Origin of the sequence: Amycolatopsis sp. NPDC051903 (assembly GCF_044452505.1) — a bacterium.
Taxonomy (GTDB): domain Bacteria; phylum Actinomycetota; class Actinomycetes; order Mycobacteriales; family Pseudonocardiaceae; genus Amycolatopsis.
This window is the reverse complement of the sequence record NZ_JBITBT010000044.1, coordinates 1-22,575: the sequence shown is the minus strand read 5'-3', so window position 1 is coordinate 22,575 and position 22,575 is coordinate 1. Positions and strand designations below refer to the sequence as shown.

General features: G+C 73.0%; 25 protein-coding genes. 13 read left to right on the top strand and 12 right to left on the bottom strand.

Features of this window, described 5'->3' with window-relative positions; translation table 11 throughout:
* Nucleotides 1-29: 29 nt before the first annotated feature.
* Nucleotides 30-434 (top strand): STAS domain-containing protein, encoded by a 405-nt coding sequence (locus ACIA77_RS45000; protein ID WP_395892316.1) that lies wholly within the window; start codon nucleotides 30-32, stop codon nucleotides 432-434.
* A 296-nt stretch (nucleotides 435-730) separates the two neighbouring features.
* Here the strand turns inward: ACIA77_RS45000 and ACIA77_RS44995 are convergent, their stop codons facing one another.
* The 3 genes from ACIA77_RS44995 to ACIA77_RS44985 form a co-directional block, all read right to left on the bottom strand.
* The gene (locus ACIA77_RS44995) at nucleotides 731-1,942 is read right to left on the bottom strand and encodes a PP2C family protein-serine/threonine phosphatase (protein WP_395892315.1); all 1,212 of its coding nucleotides are present in this window, start codon (nucleotides 1,940-1,942) and stop codon (nucleotides 731-733) included.
* A gap of 65 nt (nucleotides 1,943-2,007) precedes the next feature.
* The gene (locus tag ACIA77_RS44990; protein WP_395892314.1) at nucleotides 2,008-2,298 is read right to left on the bottom strand and encodes a hypothetical protein; all 291 of its coding nucleotides are present in this window, start codon (nucleotides 2,296-2,298) and stop codon (nucleotides 2,008-2,010) included.
* A 20-nt stretch (nucleotides 2,299-2,318) separates the two neighbouring features.
* On the bottom strand, nucleotides 2,319-2,774 hold the full coding sequence (locus ACIA77_RS44985; protein WP_395892313.1) for a hypothetical protein: 456 nt from the start codon (nucleotides 2,772-2,774) through the stop codon (nucleotides 2,319-2,321).
* Between the two features lie 155 nt (nucleotides 2,775-2,929).
* On the opposite strand from ACIA77_RS44985, the gene ACIA77_RS44980 reads away from it, so the two are divergent.
* The 3 genes from ACIA77_RS44980 (at nucleotide 2,930) to ACIA77_RS44970 (ending at nucleotide 4,944) form a co-directional block, all read left to right on the top strand.
* Nucleotides 2,930-3,532: a hypothetical protein gene (locus tag ACIA77_RS44980; protein ID WP_395892312.1), complete on the top strand. Its 603-nt coding sequence runs from the start codon at nucleotides 2,930-2,932 to the stop codon at nucleotides 3,530-3,532.
* Complete coding sequence (locus ACIA77_RS44975) at nucleotides 3,519-3,959, top strand: hypothetical protein (RefSeq protein ID WP_395892311.1); 441 nt, start codon at nucleotides 3,519-3,521, stop codon at nucleotides 3,957-3,959. Before ACIA77_RS44980 ends, ACIA77_RS44975 begins: the two co-directional genes overlap by 14 nt.
* Nucleotides 3,960-4,026: 67 nt before the next feature.
* On the top strand, nucleotides 4,027-4,944 hold the full coding sequence (locus ACIA77_RS44970) for a LysR family transcriptional regulator (protein ID WP_395892310.1): 918 nt from the start codon (nucleotides 4,027-4,029) through the stop codon (nucleotides 4,942-4,944).
* Here the strand turns inward: ACIA77_RS44970 and ACIA77_RS44965 are convergent.
* Complete coding sequence (locus ACIA77_RS44965) at nucleotides 4,928-5,632, bottom strand: aspartate/glutamate racemase family protein (protein ID WP_395892309.1); 705 nt, start codon at nucleotides 5,630-5,632, stop codon at nucleotides 4,928-4,930. The two genes, ACIA77_RS44970 and ACIA77_RS44965, sit on opposite strands and share 17 nt — an antisense overlap.
* Nucleotides 5,629-6,636, bottom strand: a complete 1,008-nt coding sequence (locus ACIA77_RS44960) for a D-cysteine desulfhydrase (protein WP_395892308.1) — start codon at nucleotides 6,634-6,636, stop codon at nucleotides 5,629-5,631. The genes ACIA77_RS44965 and ACIA77_RS44960 overlap by 4 nt, the downstream gene beginning before the upstream one ends.
* Nucleotides 6,637-6,825: 189 nt before the next feature.
* On the opposite strand from ACIA77_RS44960, the gene ACIA77_RS44955 reads away from it, so the two are divergent.
* From ACIA77_RS44955 to ACIA77_RS44940, 4 genes are all read left to right on the top strand, one after another.
* Complete coding sequence (locus ACIA77_RS44955; RefSeq protein WP_395892307.1) at nucleotides 6,826-8,091, top strand: amidohydrolase; 1,266 nt, start codon at nucleotides 6,826-6,828, stop codon at nucleotides 8,089-8,091.
* Between the two features lie 15 nt (nucleotides 8,092-8,106).
* Complete coding sequence (locus tag ACIA77_RS44950; protein ID WP_395892306.1) at nucleotides 8,107-8,346, top strand: DUF3311 domain-containing protein; 240 nt, start codon at nucleotides 8,107-8,109, stop codon at nucleotides 8,344-8,346.
* A complete protein-coding gene (locus tag ACIA77_RS44945) occupies nucleotides 8,343-9,836 on the top strand; it encodes a sodium:solute symporter (protein WP_395892305.1) in 1,494 nt (497 codons plus the stop codon). The genes ACIA77_RS44950 and ACIA77_RS44945 overlap by 4 nt, the downstream gene beginning before the upstream one ends.
* Nucleotides 9,837-9,923: 87 nt before the next feature.
* On the top strand, nucleotides 9,924-10,484 hold the full coding sequence (locus ACIA77_RS44940) for a carboxymuconolactone decarboxylase family protein (protein WP_395892304.1): 561 nt from the start codon (nucleotides 9,924-9,926) through the stop codon (nucleotides 10,482-10,484).
* 51 nt (nucleotides 10,485-10,535) lie between these two features.
* On the opposite strand, the gene ACIA77_RS44935 is transcribed toward ACIA77_RS44940, so the two are convergent.
* Nucleotides 10,536-11,084 (bottom strand): VOC family protein, encoded by a 549-nt coding sequence (locus ACIA77_RS44935; protein ID WP_395892303.1) that lies wholly within the window; start codon nucleotides 11,082-11,084, stop codon nucleotides 10,536-10,538.
* Nucleotides 11,085-11,241: 157 nt separating this feature from the next.
* Between ACIA77_RS44935 and ACIA77_RS44930 the strand changes: the two genes are divergently transcribed.
* Nucleotides 11,242-12,033: a polysaccharide deacetylase family protein gene (locus ACIA77_RS44930; protein WP_395892302.1), complete on the top strand. Its 792-nt coding sequence runs from the start codon at nucleotides 11,242-11,244 to the stop codon at nucleotides 12,031-12,033.
* On the opposite strand, the gene ACIA77_RS44925 is transcribed toward ACIA77_RS44930, so the two are convergent.
* Nucleotides 12,017-12,847 (bottom strand): fumarylacetoacetate hydrolase family protein, encoded by an 831-nt coding sequence (locus tag ACIA77_RS44925; protein WP_395892301.1) that lies wholly within the window; start codon nucleotides 12,845-12,847, stop codon nucleotides 12,017-12,019. The two genes, ACIA77_RS44930 and ACIA77_RS44925, sit on opposite strands and share 17 nt — an antisense overlap.
* Before the next feature lie 159 nt (nucleotides 12,848-13,006).
* On the opposite strand from ACIA77_RS44925, the gene ACIA77_RS44920 reads away from it, so the two are divergent.
* The gene (locus tag ACIA77_RS44920) at nucleotides 13,007-13,585 is read left to right on the top strand and encodes an NADPH-dependent FMN reductase (protein WP_395892300.1); all 579 of its coding nucleotides are present in this window, start codon (nucleotides 13,007-13,009) and stop codon (nucleotides 13,583-13,585) included.
* A gap of 55 nt (nucleotides 13,586-13,640) precedes the next feature.
* Complete coding sequence (locus ACIA77_RS44915) at nucleotides 13,641-16,247, top strand: AAA family ATPase (protein ID WP_395892299.1); 2,607 nt, start codon at nucleotides 13,641-13,643, stop codon at nucleotides 16,245-16,247.
* 21 nt (nucleotides 16,248-16,268) lie between these two features.
* Here ACIA77_RS44915 and ACIA77_RS44910 read toward each other — a convergent pair whose 3' ends face one another.
* Nucleotides 16,269-17,006 (bottom strand): SDR family oxidoreductase, encoded by a 738-nt coding sequence (locus ACIA77_RS44910; protein WP_395892298.1) that lies wholly within the window; start codon nucleotides 17,004-17,006, stop codon nucleotides 16,269-16,271.
* Nucleotides 17,007-17,101: 95 nt separating this feature from the next.
* On the opposite strand from ACIA77_RS44910, the gene ACIA77_RS44905 reads away from it, so the two are divergent.
* Nucleotides 17,102-17,662, top strand: coding sequence for a TetR/AcrR family transcriptional regulator (locus ACIA77_RS44905; RefSeq protein WP_395892297.1), 561 nt, complete (start codon nucleotides 17,102-17,104; stop codon nucleotides 17,660-17,662).
* Between the two features lie 182 nt (nucleotides 17,663-17,844).
* Nucleotides 17,845-17,976: a transposase gene (locus tag ACIA77_RS44900; RefSeq protein ID WP_395892296.1), complete on the top strand. Its 132-nt coding sequence runs from the start codon at nucleotides 17,845-17,847 to the stop codon at nucleotides 17,974-17,976.
* 23 nt (nucleotides 17,977-17,999) lie between these two features.
* On the opposite strand, the gene ACIA77_RS44895 is transcribed toward ACIA77_RS44900, so the two are convergent.
* The 4 genes from ACIA77_RS44895 to ACIA77_RS44880 all read right to left on the bottom strand — a co-directional run bounded on the left by ACIA77_RS44895 (nucleotide 18,000) and on the right by ACIA77_RS44880 (nucleotide 22,351).
* Nucleotides 18,000-19,235, bottom strand: a complete 1,236-nt coding sequence (locus ACIA77_RS44895; protein ID WP_395892295.1) for an RNA polymerase sigma factor — start codon at nucleotides 19,233-19,235, stop codon at nucleotides 18,000-18,002.
* Nucleotides 19,232-19,555 (bottom strand): YciI family protein, encoded by a 324-nt coding sequence (locus ACIA77_RS44890; RefSeq protein ID WP_395892294.1) that lies wholly within the window; start codon nucleotides 19,553-19,555, stop codon nucleotides 19,232-19,234. The genes ACIA77_RS44895 and ACIA77_RS44890 overlap by 4 nt, the downstream gene beginning before the upstream one ends.
* Before the next feature lie 38 nt (nucleotides 19,556-19,593).
* Entirely contained in the window at nucleotides 19,594-20,214 is a 621-nt protein-coding gene (locus ACIA77_RS44885) for a dihydrofolate reductase family protein (RefSeq protein ID WP_395892293.1), read from the bottom strand.
* A 142-nt stretch (nucleotides 20,215-20,356) separates the two neighbouring features.
* Nucleotides 20,357-22,351, bottom strand: a complete 1,995-nt coding sequence (locus tag ACIA77_RS44880; RefSeq protein WP_395892292.1) for a DHA2 family efflux MFS transporter permease subunit — start codon at nucleotides 22,349-22,351, stop codon at nucleotides 20,357-20,359.
* Nucleotides 22,352-22,575: the final 224 nt, after the last annotated feature.

Sequence of the window (22,575 nt, the reverse complement as noted above, 5' to 3'; positions counted from 1 at the left end):
TGCTCCGCCGTCGCGGGGAGCGTTTCGCCGTGAGCACCGCGTTCCAGCCCGACCGGCTCCAGCTCCTGCGTTCCCTCGACGACGGCGTCATCGTGCTCGCCCTCTCCGGCGAACTGGACGCCGGCACGACGGTGAAACTCGTCGAGGCCACCACCGCGATCCTCTCCGACGACCCCGAAGTGGTGGTGCTGGACCTGTCCGCGCTGTCGTTCCTCTCCATCGTCGGTGCCCGCACGGTGCGCTGCCTGCACGCCGGCGGCGGCGCCACCCGCCTGCGCGTGGTCACCGGCGCCCGCGCCGTCGTGCGCGACTTCCTCCACGCCGCCGGCTTCGACGCCGTGCTGGACTGCTACCGCACCCGCCTCGAAGCCCTCGTCGCCGGCGGCCGCGCCGAGTTCGTCACCCACGCCCAAGCCTGCTGGGACGCGAGCTGACCCGCTCCGCACCGAGCCACGGCGTCAGCCGAGCAGCCACTCGAACGCGCGGGCTCCTCGACTGCCTGCTGCGCGGCATCCTCGCTCACCGCCGGGAGGACGATGACGTTCCGCTCGGCGAACTCGACGGGCCGGGGCTCCTTCCGGCCGTGGACGAGGTCGTCGAGATCGTCCCACCCGACCGCCACGGCGAGCCGCGGCCGGTGTCCACCTTCGAACGGCGGAACTGCGGAAAACGGTGGACCGGACGGCGAAACTGACCGGTACGACCTGCCACTCGCCGGCCTTCAGGTGAGCTACGCCGGGCGCCTCGTGGCGACCAGCAGGGCGACGTCGTCCTGGGCGGGGGTGGTGCCGACGAGCGCGGCCATGACGTGGGCGCACACCGCGTCCGGCTGGCCGGTGGTCATGGCCGCGCTCAGGTGGCGGAGGCGGTCGTCGAGGTCGGCGTCGCGGCGTTCGACGAGGCCGTCGGTGTAGAGGGCGAGCGCGCAGCCCGGCGGGAGGGCCACCTTGGTGTCGTGCCGGGCCGACGGCGGCAGGCCCAGGCCCACCGGCAGGTCCGGGCGGACGTCCAGCAGCCGGGCCGGGGCGCCGGGTGCGGCGAGCACGGGCGGCGGGTGGCCGGCCAGCGACAGGGTGATGGTTTCGCGACTGGGCGGCACGATCCCGTAGGCGACCGTGGCCATGATGCCCTGTTCGAAGTGGTTGATCTTGCGGCTCAGCTTGCCCAGCGCCTCCGCCGGGCTCGTGGCGTCGAGCGCGTACGCCCGCAGCGCGCTGCGCAACCGCCCCATGACGACGGCGGCGCCGAGGCCGTGGCCGGCGACGTCGCCCATCACGATGCCCAGCCGGTCGCCCGGCAGCGGGAACACGTCGTACCAGTCACCGCCGACCGCGGTGTCCGCGCCGGGCACGTAGCGGGCGGCGAAATCCAACCCCGGCACCGACGGGATCCGCACCGGCAGCAGGCTCCGCTGCAGCGCCGTCGCCGCCGCGCGGTCCTCGCTGGCCGTCTCGGCCCGCAGGGTCAGGGCCAGCTGAGACGCCGCGACCTGCAGCAGCTCGACGTCGTCCTCGTCGAACGCGCGCACGGTGGTGGAGCCGATGTGCAGGACGCCGACGAGCTCGTCGCGCGCGAGCATCGGCACCCCCAGCAGCACCTTGAGCCCGCGTTCCCACAGCAGCGCGTTGACCACGGTCGATTCGTCCACGTGGTCGATGACCACCGGCGTCCGCTGCGCCGCCACCCGGCCCGCGAACCCCGCGCCGACCGGCACCCGCACTCCCTGGAAGACCTCTTCTTCGATACCGGCGGACGCGATCGCGGACAGCTGGCCTGCCGCCGCGTCGTGCCGCAGCACGGTGGCGGTGTCGACGCCGAACAGCTCCCGGACCCGCTCCAGCATCGTGTGCAGCAACGGTTCGGGCTCCAGCCGGCCGAGCGTCGCGTCGGTCAACGCTTCGAGCCGCTGCAACCGGTCGCGAACACCGGGTTTGACGGACATCACCTCAGGCTACTGGGCACCCGGTCCCGTGCGCCGATCCGACGTCGACGACCAGCGGTTCGGTGTCAGCGCGCCGTCGCCGGCGCGGGGTGGGCCCAGGCGTGGGCCGCGGCGCAGCTCTCCGGTTCGGAGGCCCGCGCGTGGTGCACGACCGCGCCGCCGGCCCACACGATCAGGGCGACCTGGTCACCCGCGGGCGTCAGGCCGATGCGGGTGAAGGTGCCGCCGGCGGTGCAGGACGTCTCGGCGGTCAGCCAGCGACGCGTGGTGGGACTCCAGGTGACTTCCCACGCCGGATCGCGCGCGAGGTCGGCGATCGAACGGGGCACCCGGGGTTCGGGGGGCCTGTCGTGCACGGTCACGATCGTCGCGCACGTCAGGGGAAATCGCCGTGAGGCGACGCGTTCAGGTGAGCGGCGAGGCGGATCCGCAATCCCCGCACGTCGGACAGCGCGATGGCGAAGTCGGGCACCGGGTGGTAGCCGACCGGGTTGCCGGCACCTCCGCACGGGCCCGCCACGTACGTGAAGTCCTCGTCTTCGTCGACGTGCGGGACGGCCCAAGCCTGGACGTCCGGGGCGGCCTGGCGCGCGTGGTGGAACAGCGGAGTCTTCATCACCTCGCCCAGCGCGGCCGCCAGCCCGGGTACGTCCACTGACGACACCCCGAGCCCCCGCCCGGACCACGCCCGCGGAAGCGTCCGCGCCGCAGCGCGGTCCGCCGCCGACGCGCGGCAGGCGAAAATGGCTTCGTCCGCGGTCACTTCGACCGTCCACCGGTGCATCTCCCGTGTCGCCGTCACCGTCGGCACGGCCCGCTCCCGCATCACCATCCACGCACACTGAGCCCTCGCCCGGCGGCGCGCAACGGCGCGATTTTCAGACCGGACTTCCCCGGTCGGAACTACTCGATCCGGGATGAAACGGCGTAACGACAGCCGAGATCACCACGACTCGCCCTACACAGCCGACCGAGAGCGGTGCACCCATGACGAGTCCCCGCGCGACCGCGCTGATCGCCTCCGCGGCCGGGTGCGGCGTCGTGCTGGCCGTGGTCGTCGCCGTGCTCGGCGCGGCCGGCGGCTGGTCGACGGCGCTGTGGGTGAGCCAGCTCGCCGCCACGGTGCTGCTCGCCGCCGGGGCGGGGAGCGCGGCCGCGCTTCTCTCCTCGCGCCGGCGGGCGGCGCTGACCGAAGCGGAGCTCGTGCTGTCGGACTTGGAGATCACGGTGCGGCGGGTCGAACGCCTCCGCCGGCCGCTCGAATCGGAGCCGGGTCCTGCCGCGCTCGAGCCCACCGGCGCCGCGGCCGGAGAACTGCGCGACCTGGTCGCCGACGTGGCCGGTCAGCTCGAGGACCTCTGGTTCGCACGGGTAGACCTCGCCGCGAGCGGCCGGACCGATTCGGTCCGCCGCCTGGACACCGCGCTCGGGCGGCTCGGCATCGGCCACGCCGACTTCGTGGTCCTCGCCTCCAACGCGCGACGGGATCGCCGCCCCGGCGAGACCGGGACGGCCCACCTGGCCCGCCTGTTGTTCGGCGCGGACTACGCGTGGCTGGGCGACGAAGGCGGCCACCATGCCCCCGCCTAGGCAGCCGCTCGGCCACGAGCAGGCCCTCCGCCGGCTGCAGGCCCACCGCGCCCGCTTGCAGAAGGCGGGCGTCCAGGCGGCTCAGCCCGCCGCGCCTCCCCCGACCCCACCACCGGCACCGCCGAACCAGGCCGGCAAGGACCAGACCGTCCGCCTCGGTGCCCGCGCGACGCTGATCGCCGGCGTCCTGGCCGCGGTCGCGGCGATCCTGGTCCCCGTGATCACCGGCCTGTTCGGGCTGGCCACCCGCCCCGACGCGAAACCCGGCGGGGCACCCGCGTGCCCGGCTGTCGTCGCCGGCTACGGCACGCAGTTGGCTCGGAACCCGGCCCTGTTCGACGCTCTGGCGAGCTCCGCCGCCATCGACCCGGACGCGCGGCGCTGCGGGATCGACGCGCGCACCCTGCGCGAGCTGGCCCACCCCTGACGAAGTCCACAGTAGACTCGGCGCCGTTCAGCCAGTCCGCCCGGCCCGCCCGTAATAGGCTGCCCGGATGGATGTCGCGTGGCTGGAGAGCCTGCTGGCGCTGCTGGAACACGGCAGTTTCACGCGGGCGGCCGAGGCGCTGCACCTCAGCCAGCCCGCGCTGAGCAGGCGCATCCGCTCCCTCGAGCACTGGGCGGGCGCCGAGCTGGTCGACCGGTCGACCTTCCCGATCACGCTCACGCCGGCCGGGGTGAAGCTGCGCGCGCACGCCCAGGAGGTGGTCGCCAGCCTCGCCACGGTGCGCGATGAGGTGCGCGGGCGCCAGCTCATGCCTCGTGAGGCGGTGCGCACGGCCCTCACCCACACGCTCGCCGGGCACTTCTTCCCCGAGTGGTGGGCGAAGCTGACCGCCCACGCGCCGGGCCTGACCTCCCTGCTGCTGCCGTCCAACAACCTCGACGCGTACGACGCCCTGATGTACGGCGGCTGCGACCTGCTGCTGGCCTACGTGGATCCCGTGCTGCCGCACAGCTTCGACCAGAACGAGGTGGAATCCCTCGTGCTGGCGCGGGATTGCCTCGCACCGTACGGCCGGGCCGCCGACGGTGCGGCGGAGTTCAGCCTGCCCGGGCGCCGGCACGACCCGGTGCCGTTCATCAGCTACGGCGCGGGCGCGTTCCTCGGGCGCGTGACCGATCGGATCCTCGCCGCGCGCCGGCCGTACCTGCGGCCGGTGGTGCAGACCGATCTGGCCGCGGCGGTCGTGCGGCTCATCCGGACCGGGTTCGGCGTCGGCTGGCTGCCCGGGGTGCTGGCGGCCGACGAGTCCGACGGCGTGGTCACGCGGCTCGGCGGTCCTCAGTGGACGGCGGATTTGGAGATCCGGCTCTACCGCAACAAACGCGCCCGGCCGCACCCACCCGCGGCCGAGGTCTGGGACCTGGCGCGAGAAGCCGCCGGCACACCGGTCACCGGCACCGGCTGACCACGGACACGGCCAGCGCGTCGGCCGGGTCGGCCAGCGGGGGCAGCCCGTCCCGCTCGCCCGCCGGCAGGGCGAGCGGGAGTTCGGTGCACGCCAGCACGACCGCTTCCGCGCCGGCGTCCGCCACTCGCCGCACCGCCTCCTCCGCGTGCTTGCGGGCCGCGTCCAGCGCCCCGCGCTTCACCTCGCGGACCGCCTCGTCGACGCACTGCTGCGCCACCGGATCCGGTTCGACCGGGCGGAAGCCGGCCGCGGCCAGCCGGTCCTGGTAGAGCCGGCTGTGCACCACACCCCGGGTGCCCACCAGGCCCACCGCCCGCGGCGCGGCGCCGGAGCCGCTCAGGGCCCGCACCGTCGCGTCGATCATGTCGACGAAGGGCAGCCCGGTGTCGGCGATCAGCCGGGGCAGGAAGACGTGGGCCGTGTTGCACGGCATGGCCCCGATCGTGGCACCGAGATCACGCAGCCGGCGCGCGCCCGCCAGCAGCGCCGGATAGGGCTCCGAGGTGCCGTTCACGACCGCCGCCACCCGGTCCGGCACCGTCGGGTCGGCCCAGATGACCACCCGCAGGTGGTCCTGGTCCCGGGCCGCCGGGGTGTGCCGGACCAAGCGGGCGTAGAAGTCGGCCGTCGCCGCCGGTCCCATGCCGCCGAGGATCCCGATCAGGTGGCCGTCCGGGCCCGTCACGAGGGCGAGAACGTGCTGCGGTACCCGAACAGGCCGGCGCTGCCCCCGGTGTGCACGAACACGACGTGCTCCTCCGCGGTGAAGCGCCCGTCCGCGATGTTGCCCAGCAGCCCGGCGAAGCCCTTGCCGGAGTACACCGGGTCCAGCAGGATGCCCTCCGTGGTGGCCAGCAGCCGGATCGCGTCGACCATCGCGTCGGTCGGCACGCCGTACCCGCCGCCGACCCACCGGTCGTCGACGAGCACGGCGGTTTCGGGCACGCGGGCGTCGGCGGCGCACAGTTCGGCGGTGCGCTGCGCGAGCCCGTGCACGGCCGCCCGCTGCGGGTCTTCCTTCTGCCGCACGCTGATCCCCAGCACGGCGGCGTCGTTGTTCAGCAGCCGCAGGCCGGCGACCAGCCCGGCCTGGGTGCCGGTGCTGCCGGTGGCGTGCACGACCCAGTCGATCGGGACCGGCGCGGTGTCGAGTTCGGCGGCGCAAGCCACGTAGCCGAGCGCGCCGATCGGGTTCGAGCCGCCGCCCGGGATGACGTACGGGCGCCGCCCCTCGCCGCGCAGCCGCTCGGCCAGCTCCTCCATCGCGGCCTGCATGTCCGTGCCCGCGGGCAGCCGGCCGGCGATCTCGGCGCCGAGGATTCCGTCCAGCAGCACGTTTCCGGACTGTTCGTACTCCTCGTCGCGAACCTGGCGCCGCTCGAGCAGCAGCCGGCAGTCCAGCCCGGTCCGCGCGGCCGCGGCCGCGGTCTGGCGCGCGTGGTTGGACTGCGTGGCGCCTTGCGTGATCAGCGTGTCGGCGCCCTCGCGCAGCGCGTCGCCGACGAGGAACTCCAGCTTGCGGGTCTTGTTGCCGCCGGTGGCCAGCCCGGTGCAGTCGTCGCGTTTGATCCACAGCGAGGGGACGTGGCGGTGGGTCTCACGCAGCCGTTCGGTCAGCCGGGTCAACGGTTCCAGGGGCGTCGGGAAGTGCCCCAGCGGGTGCCGCGGGAACCGGGCCAGTGAAACCATCGTGCCGCCTCTCGCTGATCGACTGAGCTTCCGCCCCAGTTCACCGGACCCGCGCCGCCGGCGTCCAATGCGATTCGCGGCGGGGGTCATGCGTGTCACGCATGCGGGCGTCTTGATCATTGACCGGTGTTTCGGGCACCGTCGACACTTCACGACCGATGCGGCCGCCCAGAACTACCTGGAGGATCGATGACCCCGTCGACGACCGTGACCGAGCTGCGCCGCGACTTCCACCGGCATCCCGAGGTGGGGTTCTGCGAATTCCGCACGGCCAGCCGGGCGGCGGGGGTGCTGGCCGACCTGGGCTGGGACGTCGCCGTCGGCTCCGACGTCCTCGCGCCCGGCGCGCGGCTGGGCGTCCCCGCTCCTGATGTGCTCGAAGCCGCTTACCGCCGCGCGGCCGAGACGGACGCCGACGACCGGTTCCTGCCGGCCATGCGCGGCGGCCTCACCGGGGTCGTGGCCACCTTGCGCGGCAATCACCCCGGCCCCGTGGTCGCGCTGCGCGCCGATCTCGACGCGCTGCCGCTGGCCGAATCCGACGCCCCGGACCACGTCCCCGCCCGCGAGGGGTTCGGCTCCCGCTGGGCCGGGGCGATGCACGCGTGCGGGCACGACGGTCACGTCGCGGTCGCGCTGGACCTCGCGCGCCGGTTGTCCGATCTGGACTTTCCCGGCACGGTTCGCCTGGTGCTGCAGCCCGCCGAGGAAGGCGGCCGCGGCGCGCGCGGGATGGTCGCCGCCGGCGTGGCCGACGACGTCGACGTGTTCTTCGCCGCGCACCTCGGCATGGGCCTGCCCACGGGAACGGTCTGCCCGGCGATCCCGGGCCTGCTGGCCAACTCCAAGCTGCGCGCGACCTTCCGCGGCCGCGCGGCGCACGCGTCGATGGCGCCGGAACAGGGCCGCCACGCGCTGCTCGGCGCGGCGGCCGCCACGCTCGGCGTGCACACCATGCCGAGCTTCAGCGGCCACCAAACCCGCGTCAACGTCGGTCTGCTGAACTCGGGCACGTCCAGCAACATCGTGCCCGACACCGCGGTGATGCTGCTGGAGACGCGAGCGGACGACGGCGCCGTGAACGAGGACCTGGAACGCCGGGTGCGCGACGTGCTCGCGGGCTCGGCGGGGATGTACGGCCTCGAACTCGACGTGGAACTCGTCGGCGCCGTCACGACCGCCCTCAACGACGCGCGGCTGGCGGACGTCGTCGAACGGGCGACCCGGGCGGCCGGCGCGACCGTGACCGGGCCCGGTGCCGGGATCGGCAGCGACGACGCCACCGCCTTCATGCGCCGCGTCCAGGAAAACGGCGGTGCCGGCTGCTACTTCGGCATCGGCGCCGACAGCCCCGCCCCGCACCACGCTTCCCGCTTCGACGTCGACGAGGCCGCGCTCCCGGTCGCCGTCGCCGTGCTGGAGCGGGTGTTCCGCGCCGGTACCGCCACGAACTGATCCCCGGAGGTCCGCATGATCGTCCCCGACCCCGCGCCGGCTCGCCGGCGTCCGCACCGGTTGCTGCTCGTCGTGCCCTACCTCTGGTCCGTCGGCGCCATCCCGCTGGTCAACACCGTGCACGCCGCGCCGCTCGGCGTGCCCCTGCTGCTGTGGTGGGCGCTGGCCGGGGTGCTCGTGACCACGGTGTGCCTCGCCGTGGTCTGGCGGCTCGACAGCGCCCGCGACCGCGCGGTGGAAGGAGCGGGCCAGTGACCACGGCCATCGCGATCGCGATCTTCGTCGTCGCCGCGACGACTGGCGCCACCACCGCCCTGTCCCGGCGGCGCCGCAAGCTCGACCTCACCGAGTGGGCGGTCGGCGGGCGCAACTTCGGCAGTTTCCTGCTGTGGTTCCTCTCCGCCGGCGAGATCTACACGACGTTCGCGTTCCTGGGCGCGGCCGGCTGGGCGTACCAGCACGGTGCCCCGGGGTTCTACGTGATCGCCAACGCGCCACTGGGTTACGTGCTCGGCTACTGGCTGCTGCCCAAGATCTGGCGGGTCGGCAAGGACCACGGCGTGATGTCGCAGGGCGACTACCTCCAGGCCCGCTTCGGCAGCCGCTGGCTCGCCACGATCGTCGCGGTCATCGGCGTGCTGGCGCTGATCCCGTACGTGCAGGTGCAGCTCACCGGGCTCGCCACCATCGTCAAGGTGCTGTTCAAGGGCGAGGCGAGCAGCTCCGCGGCGATCTGGATCGGGGCGGCGCTGCTGGTGGTCTTCACCTTCACCGCCGGCCTGCGGTCCTCGGCGCTCGCGTCGATCGTGAAGGACGTGCTCGTGCTCGCCGCCGTCATCGCGGTCTTCGTGACCATCGGCGCGGCCACGAAGCTCGGCGGCATCGGCGAGATCTTCCACCGCATGAACGAGGCGCACCCCGCCTACGCCACCCTGCCCGGGATGCAGCCCGACACGAGCCACACCGCGATCTGGTTCATGTCGGCGCTGCTGATGACCAACATCGGCTACTGGATGTGGCCGCACAGCTTCCAGGCCAACCTGGCGGCGAAGGACGTCAACACCGTGCGCCGCAACGCGGTTTTCCAGCCGCTGTACACGTTGTCGTACTTCTTCATCTTCGTCATCGGGTTCGCCGCACTGCTCGCCCTGCCCGGCCTCACGAACTCCAACAACGCCCTCGTTTCGGTGGTCGCGAAGTACTACCCGCAGTGGTTTGTCGGCCTGCTCGCGGCGACGGGCGTGCTCGTCGCGCTCGTGCCGTCGGTGGTCATGCTGCTGACGCTCGGCACCAGCGTGGCCCGCAACATCTACCGGCCCGCCGCCCGCCTCGACGACCGGCACCGCCTGCGCGTCGCCCGGCTCGCCACCCTCCTCGGTGTCCTCGCCGCGGCGTTCCTCAGTCTCGGCAACAACGACACGATCGTCGCGCTCCTGCTCACCGCCTACAGCGGCATCGCCCAGATCGGCCCCGGCATCATCGCGTCCCTGGCCTGGCGCCGCACCACGGCGTGGGGCGTCGGCGCCGGCTCGATCGTCGGGCTGCTCCTCGTCGGCATCCCGCAGGTTTCGACGTGGTGGAAACACATCTCGACGATCGAGGTGGGGTTCGTGGCGATGCTCGTGAACACGGTGGTGCTCGTGGTCGTCAGCTTGCTGACCCGGGCGCCGAGCCGCCGTCACGTCGAGGTGGGGATTCCCGCGCCCACGCGGGTTCCCGCGGCAGCGGTGGCGATCGCGGAATGAGCGCCGGGTCCCAGGTGACGCGGACCGGCCGTGATTTCTTCCACGCACAGCACGAAAACTCGTGGGGTGCCGATAGCATTTCCCGGCATGAGCCGGATTCCCCGTCACTTGCCCGCCGAGCTGGACGACGACCAGCGGCGCCTCTACGAAGCCATCACCCGCGGGCCGCGGGCGAAGAACCCGTTCGGCGTCGCGGATGCCGACGGAGCGCTCACCGGGCCGTTCAACGCCATGCTGCTGCACCCGCCGCTCGGCGATCCGCTGCAGCGCCTCGGCGCGGCCATCCGCCACGCCGGCGCGCTGTCCGACCGGGAACGGGAGATGGCGATCCTGCTGGTCGCCGCTTCGCTCCACAGTGGATTCGAGCAGTTCGCCCACGAGCACGTCGGGCGCCAGCTGGGCGTGACCGAGGCCGAGGTGAGCGCGCTGCGCGCCCAGCGCGAACCCGAGCTCACCGACGCCCGTGAGTTCGCCGTCGTCCGGACGACGCGCCGGCTGCTCGACCACGCCACGCTCACCGACGAGGAATACGCCGAAGCCGTCGGCGCCCTCGGGGCGAGCCTGCTGTTCGAGCTGTCCACCTTGGTGGGTTACTACCGGCTCATCGCCCTGCAGCTGAACGTCTTCGGCGTCGACCGGCCCCAGTGAACGCGGCACGGCCGCGAGCCCGCCCGGAGCTCGCGGCCGTGCCGGCGCGCCTCAGCCCTGCGCCACGGGCACCTTGCGCGACTCGGGCACGACGTCGTTGCCGAGCTCGGACCACGCGGGCAGCCAGGCGCACAGCTCGAGCCGGACGCCGTCCGGGTCCCACAGGTAGATGGACGCGCAGAACGTGTCTTCGTCGTCCACATCGGACAGCGCCGGGCCGTCCGTTCCCTTGTTGTGCGCCTTGAACTGGTAGTCGACGCCCAGCTTGTCGAACCGTTCACAGCACGCCTCGACCTGCTCCGGCGCGATGCGGAACGCGATGTGGTGCATCGAACCGTTGGCCGACACGTCCGTCGTCGTCGCCGGAGCCGCGATGCCCGGTGCGGCCGGGCGGACCAGCTCGTCGCTGTACCAGAAGAACGCCAGCGCGTCGCCGTTGCCGATGTCGAAGAAGAAGTGCTGGCCCATGCCGTGCGGCATGTCCATCGACTTGATCAGCGGCATGTCCATCACGGTCTCGTAGAACTCGACCGTGCGGGCCATGTCGTCACACACCAGGGCCAGGTGGCTCACGCCCTGGTACTCGATCGCGGAACCCATCTCGGGACCTCCTTGTCCGGTTTTCCTCCCCCGACAGTAGAAATCCGGCGGAGTGCGCCGAATCAGTCGAACGACCGGTCTTCCCCGGACCGCGTTGACACCTCCGGGAGCCGGCCCACAGCATGGCTTCACCGGACATCGCGGCGGGAGGAACGTCATGGCAGTGACCACGTGGGGACCGGACGCCAGGCCGGCGGCGGCGAGCATCACGTTCGACAACCTGGGCGAGGCCGCGGATCTCGGCCGCGGCCGGTGGCCGGAGGGCGAGCCGCTCGGCGAGCACCCCACCGTGCTCGAGTACCTGCCGAAGGTGCTCGACGTCCTGGCCGGGAAGGACCTGCGCGCGACCTTCTTCGTCGAGTCGTTCAACGCGACCCTCTACCCGGAGGCCTTGCGCGGCATCGCGGAGGACCACGACCTCGGCTGCCACGCCTACCAGCACGAAGCCTGGGGCGCGCTCCCCGAGGACGAGCAACGGGCGATCCTCGGCCGGTCGATGGACTTGTTCCGCGAGATCGACGTCGACGTCCGCGGCTTCCGGCCACCCGGTGGCGGCTTGACCGGCGGTTCGCTGCCGATCCTGCGCGCCGCGGGCATCGAATACGTGTCCGCGGCCGGCGGCGCGGCGGGCCGCACCGACGGCGTCGCGCTGCTGCCCTTCCGCTGGGACACCATCGACGGCACTTACCACTTCCCGCACCTGCGGCGCCCACCGTCCACAGTGGTGCTGGGACCGGACGACATGCTCGCGGCTTACCGCACCGTGGCGGACGAAACGGTCGCCGCGCACGGCTACGTGAGTTTCATCTTCCACCCGATGTGGCTCGACACGCCCGACCGGCTCGCCACGCTGGCCCGGCTCGTCGACCAGCTGCGCGCCGACGACCGGCTCTGGCTCGCGTCGTGCGGCGAGGTGTCGGATTTCCTGCGTGCTACCAGCCCGCGATGACGTGGTTGCTGAGCACGCCGACGCCTTCGACCGCGGCGGTGATCACGTCGCCGGGTTTCATCGACTCGGGCGGGGTGCGGTGGTACCCGACCCCGCCTGGGGTGCCGGTGGTGACGATGTCGCCGGGGTGCAGCGTGATCGAGGCGGTGAGCTTGCTCAGCAGGGCGGGCACGTCCCAGATCAGCCGGCTCGTGTTCCCCGATTGGCGCGGCTCGCCGTTGAGCGCCGAGGTCACCCCGAGCCGCCCGGGGTCGGGCACCTCGTCGGCGGTCACGAGGTGCGGCCCGACCGGCCAGAACGTGTCGAGCGACTTGCTCAGCACGATCTGCAGCTTGGTGCCGGCCATCACGTCGCGCGCGCTGATGTCGTTGGTGACGGTGTAGCCGAACACCGCGTCCAGCGCGGTCTCGGGCGTCAGTTTTGTGGCGCGTTTCCCGATCACGACGGCGAACTCCACCTCGTAGTCGAGGAACGTTTCCGCCGACGGTTTGACGATGGCGCTGCCCGGGCCGGTGATCGAGGTCCACAGCGACGAGAAGAACACCGGTTCGGCCAGCGCGCGCCCGGCCTCGGCGACGTGGTCGTCGTAGTTGCCCCCGGTCGCGACGAGCTGGCAACGCTCCACCGTGGGCGCCAGCAGCCGGTGTTCTCCCACCGGCGCGAGCCGCCGGGTGTCGACGGCGCGGACTGCCGCCGCCGGGTCGGGTTCCGCGAACAGGTCCTCCAGGCGCCGCCAGGGCAGGCGGCGCAGCTCCTCGCCGGTGACCGCCCCGACGCCGGTTCCGCTTGCGTCCTCGAACCGCGCTATCCGCATGGTCGTGCGTCCTCTCTCGTCCGGTTCGCCGTGGCCACCTTGTGGGCGCCGGCGACGGGCTGTCAACGAATTCCGGGCACGACCGGTCATTCGACTGATTCGCGGGCGCGCGGGCTTTTCTACGGTCGGAGGCGACGAAGCTCGTGGAAGGAGACCCTTGTGGACGGTGCGCGCCCTGTGCGGCTGGTGGTCGTGATCGGCAGTGTGCGGGAAGGCCGGTTCGGCCCGACGGCCGCGAACTGGTTCCTCGGTGAGGCCGCGACCAGAGCCGACCTGGACCTCGACGTGCTCGATCTCGCCGAGGTGCGGCTCCCCGATCAGCTCGGCACCTCGCCGATCCCCGCCGAAGTGGCGGCCGTCACCCCGCGCCTCGAAGCGGCGGACGCCTTCGTGGTGGTCACGCCCGAGTACAACCACAGCTACCCGGCCTCGCTCAAGACGCTCATCGACTGGCACCACGTCGAATGGCAGCGCAAGCCCGTCGCGTTCGTCTCCTACGGCGGGTTCTGCGGCGGGCTGCGCGCGGTCGAGGCGCTGCGGCTGGTGTTCGCCGGCCTCCACGCGACGACGTTGCGCGACGTCGTGAGCTTCCACGGCATCCCGGCGTCGTTCGGCGCCGACGGCCGGCCCCTGGACGCCGAGGCGAAGGCGGGCGCGGCGAAGACCCTGCTCGACGAGCTGGACTGGTGGGCCCGGGCGCTGCGCGACGCGAGGGCGGCGCGGCCGGTCGCGTCCTGACGTGCCGCCGCCCGGCGTTGACCTCGAGCCCGGTCGAGGTCCTAACCTCGGTGGCGTGATCCTCTTCGGACGCGACGCCGAACTCGCCGCGCTGACGCAGCTCGTCGCCGGCGTGCGCACCGGAACCGGCGGCGCTCTCGTGCTCCGCGGGGAAGCGGGGATCGGGAAAACCGCACTGCTGGGCGAAGCCCTGCGGCCGGCCGAGGTCCCGGTCTCGGTCCATTCGGGACTCGAAGCCGAACAGGACCTCCCCCACGCGGCGTTGCACGCCCTGCTGGGCGAGCACGACGCCGACGGGCTGCCCCCGGCACAGGCCGCGGCCTTGGGCACCGCCCTGGGCCGCGGCGGGCAGGGGGCGCCCGATCGGCTCCACGTCGGGCTGGCCGTGCTGACGCTGCTCGGCCGGCTGGCCCCGGCCGTGCTGGTCGCCGACAACCTGCAGTGGTTCGATCGCGAGTCGGCCGCCGCCCTGCTGTTCGCGGCCCGGCGGCTCACGACCGAGAGCCTGCTGATGCTGTTCGCCACGCGTGACGGCGCCGGTTCCGGCCTGCCCGAGCTGGCACTGGGCCGGCTCGGCCCGTCCGAAGCGACCGAACTGCTGCGGGCCCGCGCCCGTCGGCTGCTGCCGCACGAACTGGTCCGGATCCGCGGCGAGGCCGCGGGCAATCCGCTGGCCCTGCTCGCGTTCGCCGATCCCGGTGCCGGGTCAGCGCGCTGCGTCGAGCGGGAGTTCGCCGGCCGGATCGCGGCCTTGCCGGAGCCCGCGCGGACCGTCGTGCTGCTCGCCGCGGCGGACGGCACCGGCGACCTGGGCGCGGTCCTGTCGGCGGCGGCCCGGCTCGGGGCCGGCGTCACCGACCTCGCCACCGCCGAACGCGCGGATCTGCTGCGCGCCACCGGTGATCGGCTCGAGTTCACCCATCCCCTCATCCGGCCCGCGGCGTACGAAGCGGCACCGCTGGCGCTCAAGCACGCGGCGCACCAGGCGCTCGCCGACGTGCTCGACCCGGGCACCGAACCCGACCGGCACGCCGGGCACCGTGCGGCCGTCGCCATCGGGCCCGACGACGACGTCGCCCGCGCGCTGGCCGAAAGCGGGACGCGGGCGCTGCGCCGCGGCGTGCCCGAGGACGCGGCCACGGCGTTCGAACGGGCCGCGCAACTCACCCGCGGCCGCGACGCCCGGGGTGAACGCCTCGTCGCGGCCGCGACCGCCGCCGCCGGTGCCGGCTGGCGCGAGCACGCGGCCGGGCTGGCCCGCCGCGCCGCGGACCTGGTCACGGAGCCGGTCTCGCGGGCTCGGCTCACGCTGCTCGAAGCCACCCTCGCCGAAGGCGACCGCGCGCAGGACGCGGCGGCGTTGCTCGAAACCGCGGAGTCCATCGCTCCCGCCGACGCGCAGCTGGCCGGAGAGCTCCTGCTGAGCGTCGTGCGGTCCGCCTGGGAAGCGCGCGACCCGCGGACTGTCGAGCAGGCCGCACGCGTCGCGAGCCACCTGCCGGACAACGCGCACGTCGCCGCCGTCGCGCACCTGGTCCACGGGTACTTCGGCGCCGACGTCGCCCCGCCGGCCGCCATCGAGGCGCTGCGGCGAGCCGGCGGACCGGCGGCGCCCCGGGATCTGGCCATGATCGCGCGCTGGCACCTCGTGCTGAGTGACACCCCGCTCGCGCACGTGCTGGCCGTCGAGGCCGAACGCTCAGCCCACGCGAGCGGCCGGCTCGACACCCTCTCCGGCGCCCTCGGCGTGCTCGCCCGCGTGCGGTGGCGCGAAGGAAACCGGACCGCCGCGGAAGCCGCGGCCGGTGAAGGCCTGCGCCTGGCCCGCGACACGGGCCCCGACTCGGTCGTCGGTGACCTCGCCGGCGTCCGCGGTTATCTCGCCGCCGTCAGCGGCGACGAACCCGGCGTGGCCGCCGCCGTCGCGGAAATCCCGGCCGGACTGCACGAACGCACGCCGATGGTCACCGCCGTCCGCGGTCTGCTCGACCTCGGTCTCGGCCGCTTCGACGCGGCAGCCGACCGCCTCGCCGGGCTCACCGCCGAACGCGACCTGCCCGACGGCCCGCGCTGGCTGCCCGACCTCGTCGAAGCCGCCACGCGCTGCGGCCGCCACGACGAGGCCCGCTCGGCCGCGGAACGCTTCACCCGCTGGGCCGATGCCGTCGGGCAGCAGTGGGCCCACGCCGTGGCCCGCCGCTGCGCCGCGCTCACCGGCGCCGGCCCTGCCATCGCGTTCGCCGAAGCCGAAACCATCCACGCGGCCGACGGCGCCATGCCGTTCGAACGCGCCCGCACCGCGCTCCTGCACGGCGAATGGCTCCGCCGCGCCCACCAGCGCGCCGCCGCGCGCAGCCACCTGCGCACCGCCGCCGACCTCTTCGACGACCTCGCCGCCACCCCCTGGGCCGACCGCGCGCGTGACGAACTCCGCGCCACCGGGGAACTGCCCCACGACGTCCCCGCCGACGGCGCGGCCCTGCTCACCGCCCAGGAACGCCGGGTGGTCCGCCTCGCCGCCCAGGGACTGTCCAACCGGGACATCGGCGCGCAGCTGTTCCTGAGCCCGCGCACCGTCGGCTACCACCTGTACAAGGCGTTCCCGAAACTCGGCGTCACGACCCGCGCCCAGCTGCCGCGGCTCGAGTCCGAATCGGACTGATCGCGCGCGGGGAAGCCGCGCTCAGCCTTGCCGGGCGGGCCGGATGGTGAGGTCGCCGATTTCGACGTCGTCGGGTTGCTCGATGGCGAACGCGATGGCGCGCGCAACGGCGTCGGGGCTGATACCGAGGGCCGCCATGGCTTGCTGCGCCTGGGCGCGCTGATCGGGATCGTCGACGTGGTCGACGAGTTCGGTGCGGACGAACCCCGGCGAGATCGAGGTCGTGCGCAGGACGCCGTCGGTGGACTCCTGGCGCAGGGCTTCCAGCAGCGTGCGCACGGCGTTCTTCGTCCCCGCGTACACGGCTTGGGTCGGCACGATCTTCAGGCCCGAGGTCGACACCGTGGTGACGAAGTGCCCGCGGCCCTGGCGGCGGAACACCGGCAGTGCGGCGGCGATGCCGTGCAGCACCCCGCGCAGGTTCACGTCGATCATCGCGTTCCAGTCGTCGACGTCGAGATTCGCCACGGGGGCGATCCGGGCGACCCCGGCGTTGCTCACCAGAACGTCGAGGCGCCCGAACCGGTCCACCGCCAGGGCCACCAGCTCCGCCAGGTCGGCGCGCCGGGTGACGTCGACTTCGAGCAGCTCCGCGCGACCGCCCTCGGCCCGGATCCGCGCCACCACCGAGCCGAGCCGGTCGGTGCGCCGGGCGCCCAGCGCCACCGCCGCACCGCGGCCCGCCAGTTCCAGCGCGGTCGCCGCGCCGATCCCGCTGCTCGCCCCGGTGATGGCCACAACCTTGTCCAGCGCGCTCATCGAGCCGCCTCCTGCCCTAAGCTGACAACTGTCCGGTTACGGCTCCCACTGTACCGGACAGTTGTCCACTTAACTTCGGGAAGGCAGGCCGCACCGTGGCGAGTCGTGAACTCAGATCCGACGCCGTCGCCAACCGTGGCCGCATCGTCGAGGTCGCCCGGGCCGAACTGAGCAAGTCCAACGGCGCGGTCGCCGACCTGAAGCTGCACGCGATCGCCAAGGCCGCCGGCGTCGGGCAAGGCACGCTGTACCGCCACTTCCCGACCCGTGAGCACCTGCTCGCCGAGGTGTACCGCGACGAGCTGACCCAGCTCGTCGACGCCGTCGCACCCCTGCTGGCGCAGCACTCGCCGCTCGACGCGCTGACGTCCTGGCTGGACCGCCTGCTCACCTACGCGCGAGTCAAGCGCGGCGTCATGGCGGCCATCGAGGCCTCCGCGTGGCACGACCTCTACGCCGACCAGCACCACCGCCTCGACGACGCACTCGGAACCCTGCTCGACCGAGGGAAAGCCGCCGGCCAAGTCCGCGCCGGCGTCGACGTCACCGACGTGCTCCTCCTGCTGGGCGCGCTGTCCCGCGTCCCGGAGTCCTCCTGGGACACCCGGGCGCCCACGATCGTCGCCGTCATCGTGGACGGGCTCCGCCCCCGCTGAGCACACCGGCGCCCGCGCTGCAGCGGCTCGTCGGGCGGCGTGGGCGTGTCTGACAAACACCGTGGTTGGTGGCTGGGATGCTGCCCGTCGTGTCGCGGTTCAGTTGCTGTCAGATGAGCAGTGGGTGTTGATCGAGGATCTGTTGCCGGTCCGGACCGGAAAGCGTGGTCGGCCGTTTTCGGATGCGCGCGATGGTGGAGGGGATCATCTATCGGTATCGGCGCGGGATCGCCTGGCGGGACGTGCCCGAGGTGTTCGGCGAATTCGCCCTCGTCTACCGCTGCGCGGTCGTCCTCCATGCCGTGACCACCTGAACCAAGGCATTGCCAGACCCGCGCTAGCGCAGTTGGTCGCGGCGGCGGGTCAGGTAGGCGGTCTCGGCGGTGTTGCCCGCCAGGTCGATGGCTTTGTCGTAGGCCGCTCGCGACTCCCGGCTGCGGCCCAGCCGGCGCAGCAGGTCGGCGCGGGTCGCGTGGAACGGGTGGTAGCCGGCCAGCCTGGGCTCGAGGCGGTCGACGGCGGCGAGTGCCACCTCCGGGCCGTCGAGTTCCGCGACCGCGATGGCGCGGTTGAGGGCGACGACCGGGGAGGGGTCGACGCGGACGAGCTGGTCGTAGAGGGCGAGGACCTGCGCCCAGTCGGTGTCGCGCAGGTCGCGGGCGGAGGTGTGCACGGCGTTGATCGCGGCGAGGATCTGGTAGCGGCCCGGGGCCGCCCCGGCGGCGGCAGCGGCGAGGCGCTCGCGCACCAGCCGGTGGCCCTCGGTGATCAGCGCCGCGTCCCAGGCGCCGCGGTCCTGTTCGTCGAGCGCAACCAGTTCGCCGCCGGCCGAGACCCGGGCGGTGCGGCGGGCCTCGGTGAGGAGCATCAGCGCCAGCAGCCCGGCCACCTCACCGTCGTCCGGCAGGAGGGCGCGGATCAGGCGGGTGAGCCGGATCGCCTCGGCGGTCAGGTCCTGACGGATCGGATCGGTGTCGGGGCCGGTCGCCAGGTAACCCTCGTTGAACACGAGGTACAGCACGGTGAGCACGCCGGAGACGCGGGCCGGGAGGTCCTCGGCGGACGGCACGCGGTAGGGAATGCCGGTCGCTTTGATCTTGGCCTTCGCACGGGTGATCCGCTGCCCCACGGCACTGTCGGCCAGCAGGAAGGCGCGGGCGATCTCGGGCACGGTCAGACCGCCGACCATCCGCAGCGTGAGCGCCAGGCGGGCTTCCATCCCCAGCGCCGGGTGGCAGCAGGTGAAGATCAGCCGGAGCCGGTCGTCGTCGATGGCGCCGAGGGGCTCGGGCGGGTCGTCGTCATACACCAGCTGAGCCTCCTTGTGCTTGTCGTCGCGCTTGGTCTCGCGCCGGAGCCGGTCGATGGCCTTGCGGCTCGCGGTGGTCGTCAGCCAGGCACCGGGGTTCGGCGGCACGCCGTCGGACGGCCACCGCTCGACCGCGGTCGCGAACGCCTCGGCGGCCGCTTCCTCGGCGATGTCGAGGTCACCGAAGCGTCGGGTGAGGGCGGCGACGACCCGGGCCCACTCCTCGTGGTGGACCCGGGTGATCGCCTCCTCGACGTCGTTCACAGGAATGGCCGCACCTCGATCTTCCGATCGCAGATCTTCGAAGCCTCGGTGGCGAGCTTGAGCGCCACATCCAGATCGGGGGCCTCCCACACCCAGACGCCGGCGAGGTATTCCTTCGACTCCACGAACGGCCCGTCGCTGACCACCACCTGCTCGCCCCGGTTGTCGATCACCGTGGCCGTGGCGGTGTCCGCGAGTCCGCCCGCGAAAACCCAGTAACCCTCGGCGATCAGTCGTTCGTTGAACTCGCTGATGGCAGGCTGCCTGTCCGTGCTGCCGGGATTGGTCTTGTCGTCGATCACGGAAACCAGATATCGCATCCGAGGATCATCTCCTGTGGTGTCAAGACAATGGGGGTTCAGGCCGCTGCGTACCGCGGGCGCCCGCCCGGCCGGTACACCTGGATCGTCACGCCCTTCGAGTCGACTCGCGACTCGATCAGGTCGAGGGCGAGATCCGGGCCGGACTCCGGGAACAGCCGCGCGCCCTGGCCGAGGATCACCGGGACCACGATCAGGGTCAGCTCGTCGACCAGACCGTTCCGCAGCAGCCACCGGGTCAGCACGCCACTGCCGTGGACCTGCAGCTCACCGCCCGGCTCGGCCTTCAGGTCCGCGATGGCGGTCGCGAGGTCGCCGGACAGGACGATGGTGCCCGGCCAGGCGGGATCGGTGAGCGTGGTCGACGCGACGTACTTGGGCTGCGTGTTCAACGCCCGCCTGACGGGCTCCCAGCCAGGGACCTCCTGTTCCGTCCAGGTCCCCCACGAGCCGGCGAACAGCTCGTAGGTCCGCCGGCCGAGCAGGAACGCGTCGGCGCGCCGGTAGGTCCGCTTGATGAACGCGCGGGTTTCGTCGTCGCCCTTCCCCCGGGCCCATCCGCCGCGCTCGAACCCGTTCCGGCGGTCCTCGTCCGAGGCGTGGCCGTTGCCCTGCATCACGCCGTCGAGGGTGACCTGGGTGAGGGTCGTCAGCTTCATGATCGCGGCTCCTTGGCTCGGCGCCGCCTCTCGCGGGCGGCTTCACCCTTGCCACGAACGCCCCCGCCCCGATCCGACACCGCGTCCCGGAATTTGGTGAAGATCTTTTCCGGGACGCCGGTCGTCAGCGATTCGACCGGTATCAGTCCACGGCGGACGCGAGCCGCAGGCGCGGGTCGAACTCCGCCGGGCCGTCGGTGGTGAGTTCGACCGGGCTCGCCGCCGGTTCGTAGCTCGTCACGACGACGCGGTACTGGCCCGGCGCCAGGCCGTCGACGGCGTAGTGACCCGCGTCGTCGGTGACCACGACGCGCTGGACTTCGCCGGCGGCGTCCAGGACGGTGACCTGGGCGCCGCTGAACGGACCCGGGTCGGCGCGGACCGTGCCGACCAGGCGGACCGAGCGGGGCAGGACGACGTTTTCGTGCACCGGGTCGGAGCCGACCGTCACGTGCCGGGCGATCGGGGCGTGGCCGGGGCCGGTGACGAGGAGCAGGTACGTCCCGGTGGGTGCGGTCAGTGCGAAGGTGCCGCCTGGGCCCGTGCCGGTGCGCCGGACCTGGTGGGTTTCCAGCGACGTGAGCGTCACCGCGGCTGCTTCGCCCGGCGCGAGGCCCCGCACGGTGCCGGACACCGTGTCGGCGGGACGACGCTCCTCCGGGACGGCCTCGCGCAGCGGCTCGACCGCAGCCTCCCGCACCGGCTGCGCGGTGCGCTTCGTGCGGGAGCGGGACAACACGACGTCGGCCAGGCCGACCAACAGGGCGAGCGTGACCAGAGCCGTCGAACCGATCAGGCCGAACGCCGCCGCGCCGCGGTAGTCGCCGTGGGAGCGGCCCAGCTGACCGAAGAACAGCGAACCGCCCAGCGCGGTGCCGATCGCCGAGCCGATGCGCTGCGCCGTCTGCAGGACGCCGGCCGCGGTGCCGCCTTCGGCGGGCGGGACGTCTTCCAGCGCGAGAGTCGAGTTCGGGGCGATGACCAGACCGCTGCCGAACCCCGCGACGAACAGGGGCCCGGCGATCATGAGTGCGGTACCCGCGCCGAGGTAGTCCCGCACGATCCACGCCGTGCCGGCGAGACCGAGCGCCGCGAGCAGGTTGCCGAGCACGACCATGGGCCGGCCCAGCCGGTGCACGAGCCGCCCGCCGATCGCGGGCGAAATCGCCGAGCCGATGGCGAAGGCCAGCATCGACGCGCCCGATTCGAGCGCCGAGTACCCCTCGCCTTGCTGGAAGAACAGCGTGAGAACCAGGAAAATCCCGGTGAATCCGGCAAAGTAGACCAAACCGAGCAGTGAACCCATGGTGTAGCTGCGGAAGCTCAGCAGCTTCAGGTTCACGAGGGGGTGTTTGCCCCGCCGGCCCAGCCAGAGCTGCCACAGCACGAACAGCACGAGCAGCCCCGCCGCGACCCCCATCAGCCACCACCGCGGCCGTGCGGTCTGCTCCTCCTCTTCGACCAGCGGCAGCATCACCGCCACGACCGCGACGCCGAGCAGGATCGTCCCCAGCACGTCCGGCGCGCGTTTGGGGCCGAGCCGCACGTCCTTGGGCAGCAGCCGCAGGCCGAACAGGATCGCGAGCACGCCGATCGGCAGGTTGACGTAGAAGACGTAGCGCCAGCCCTCGTCGACGCCGAAGCCCTGGATCAGCAGGCCGCCCAGCACCGGCCCGATGGCCGTCGACAGGCCCACCACCGCGCCGAACGCACCGAACGCCTTGCCGCGCTCGCGGCCCGAGAACAGCTGCTGCATCATGCCGATGACCTGCGGGTTGAGCAGCCCGCCCGCGATGCCCTGCGCCAGCCGCGCGACGACGAGCCACGTCGCGTTCGGCGCCGCCCCGCACAGCGCGCTCGTCACCACGAACAGCGCCAGCCCCAGCAGGAACATCTTCCGGCGCCCGTAGTCGTCGCCGAGCCGCCCGGCCGGCACGAGCGCGAGCCCGAAGGTCAGCGCGTACCCCGACACCACCCACGACACGTCGGCGGGCGTGGCGCCGATCCCGCGCTCCATCGAGGGCAGCGCGACGTTGACGATGCTGACGTCCAGCAGGGTCATGAACCCGGCGATCAGGCAGACCCACAACGCCCGCCACCGCCGCGGATCCGGCTCCGGCGTGGGGAAAGCGCTCACTGGACCACCTGTCGTGCGTAAGGGCACCTGACCACGTCAACGGTACCCACCCACGATTCCCGCTCGTGACGGCGCCAGTGGCGCCATGGCGAAGATCACCGGGGTGGGGGGGGGGGGGGGGGGGCCCCCCCCGGGGCCCCCCCCCCCCCCCCCAAACGGGCGCGCACCGCGGTTGGCGCCGGGGGGGCGCGGGCGCGGGAGGACGCCGGGGGGGGGGGGGCCGG

What these genes read in the sequence shown, in the direction of transcription:
- ACIA77_RS44995 (WP_395892315.1), bottom strand. Translation starts at nt 1,942, where the DNA reads ATGTCCGTCAAACCCGGTGTTCGCGACCGGTTGCAGCGGCTCGAAGCG.
- ACIA77_RS44960 (WP_395892308.1), bottom strand. Translation starts at nt 6,636, where the DNA reads ATGGTTTCACTGGCCCGGTTCCCGCGGCACCCGCTGGGGCACTTCCCG.
- ACIA77_RS44980 (WP_395892312.1), top strand. Translation starts at nt 2,930, where the DNA reads ATGACGAGTCCCCGCGCGACCGCGCTGATCGCCTCCGCGGCCGGGTGC.
- ACIA77_RS44940 (WP_395892304.1), top strand. Translation starts at nt 9,924, where the DNA reads ATGAGCCGGATTCCCCGTCACTTGCCCGCCGAGCTGGACGACGACCAG.
- ACIA77_RS44925 (WP_395892301.1), bottom strand. Translation starts at nt 12,847, where the DNA reads ATGCGGATAGCGCGGTTCGAGGACGCAAGCGGAACCGGCGTCGGGGCG.
- ACIA77_RS44900 (WP_395892296.1), top strand. Translation starts at nt 17,845, where the DNA reads ATGCGCGCGATGGTGGAGGGGATCATCTATCGGTATCGGCGCGGGATC.
- ACIA77_RS44955 (WP_395892307.1), top strand. Translation starts at nt 6,826, where the DNA reads ATGACCCCGTCGACGACCGTGACCGAGCTGCGCCGCGACTTCCACCGG.
- ACIA77_RS44930 (WP_395892302.1), top strand. Translation starts at nt 11,242, where the DNA reads ATGGCAGTGACCACGTGGGGACCGGACGCCAGGCCGGCGGCGGCGAGC.
- ACIA77_RS44890 (WP_395892294.1), bottom strand. Translation starts at nt 19,555, where the DNA reads ATGCGATATCTGGTTTCCGTGATCGACGACAAGACCAATCCCGGCAGC.
- ACIA77_RS44975 (WP_395892311.1), top strand. Translation starts at nt 3,519, where the DNA reads ATGCCCCCGCCTAGGCAGCCGCTCGGCCACGAGCAGGCCCTCCGCCGG.
- ACIA77_RS44910 (WP_395892298.1), bottom strand. Translation starts at nt 17,006, where the DNA reads ATGAGCGCGCTGGACAAGGTTGTGGCCATCACCGGGGCGAGCAGCGGG.
- ACIA77_RS44885 (WP_395892293.1), bottom strand. Translation starts at nt 20,214, where the DNA reads ATGAAGCTGACGACCCTCACCCAGGTCACCCTCGACGGCGTGATGCAG.
- ACIA77_RS44935 (WP_395892303.1), bottom strand. Translation starts at nt 11,084, where the DNA reads ATGGGTTCCGCGATCGAGTACCAGGGCGTGAGCCACCTGGCCCTGGTG.
- ACIA77_RS44985 (WP_395892313.1), bottom strand. Translation starts at nt 2,774, where the DNA reads ATGGTGATGCGGGAGCGGGCCGTGCCGACGGTGACGGCGACACGGGAG.
- ACIA77_RS44950 (WP_395892306.1), top strand. Translation starts at nt 8,107, where the DNA reads ATGATCGTCCCCGACCCCGCGCCGGCTCGCCGGCGTCCGCACCGGTTG.
- ACIA77_RS44970 (WP_395892310.1), top strand. Translation starts at nt 4,027, where the DNA reads ATGGATGTCGCGTGGCTGGAGAGCCTGCTGGCGCTGCTGGAACACGGC.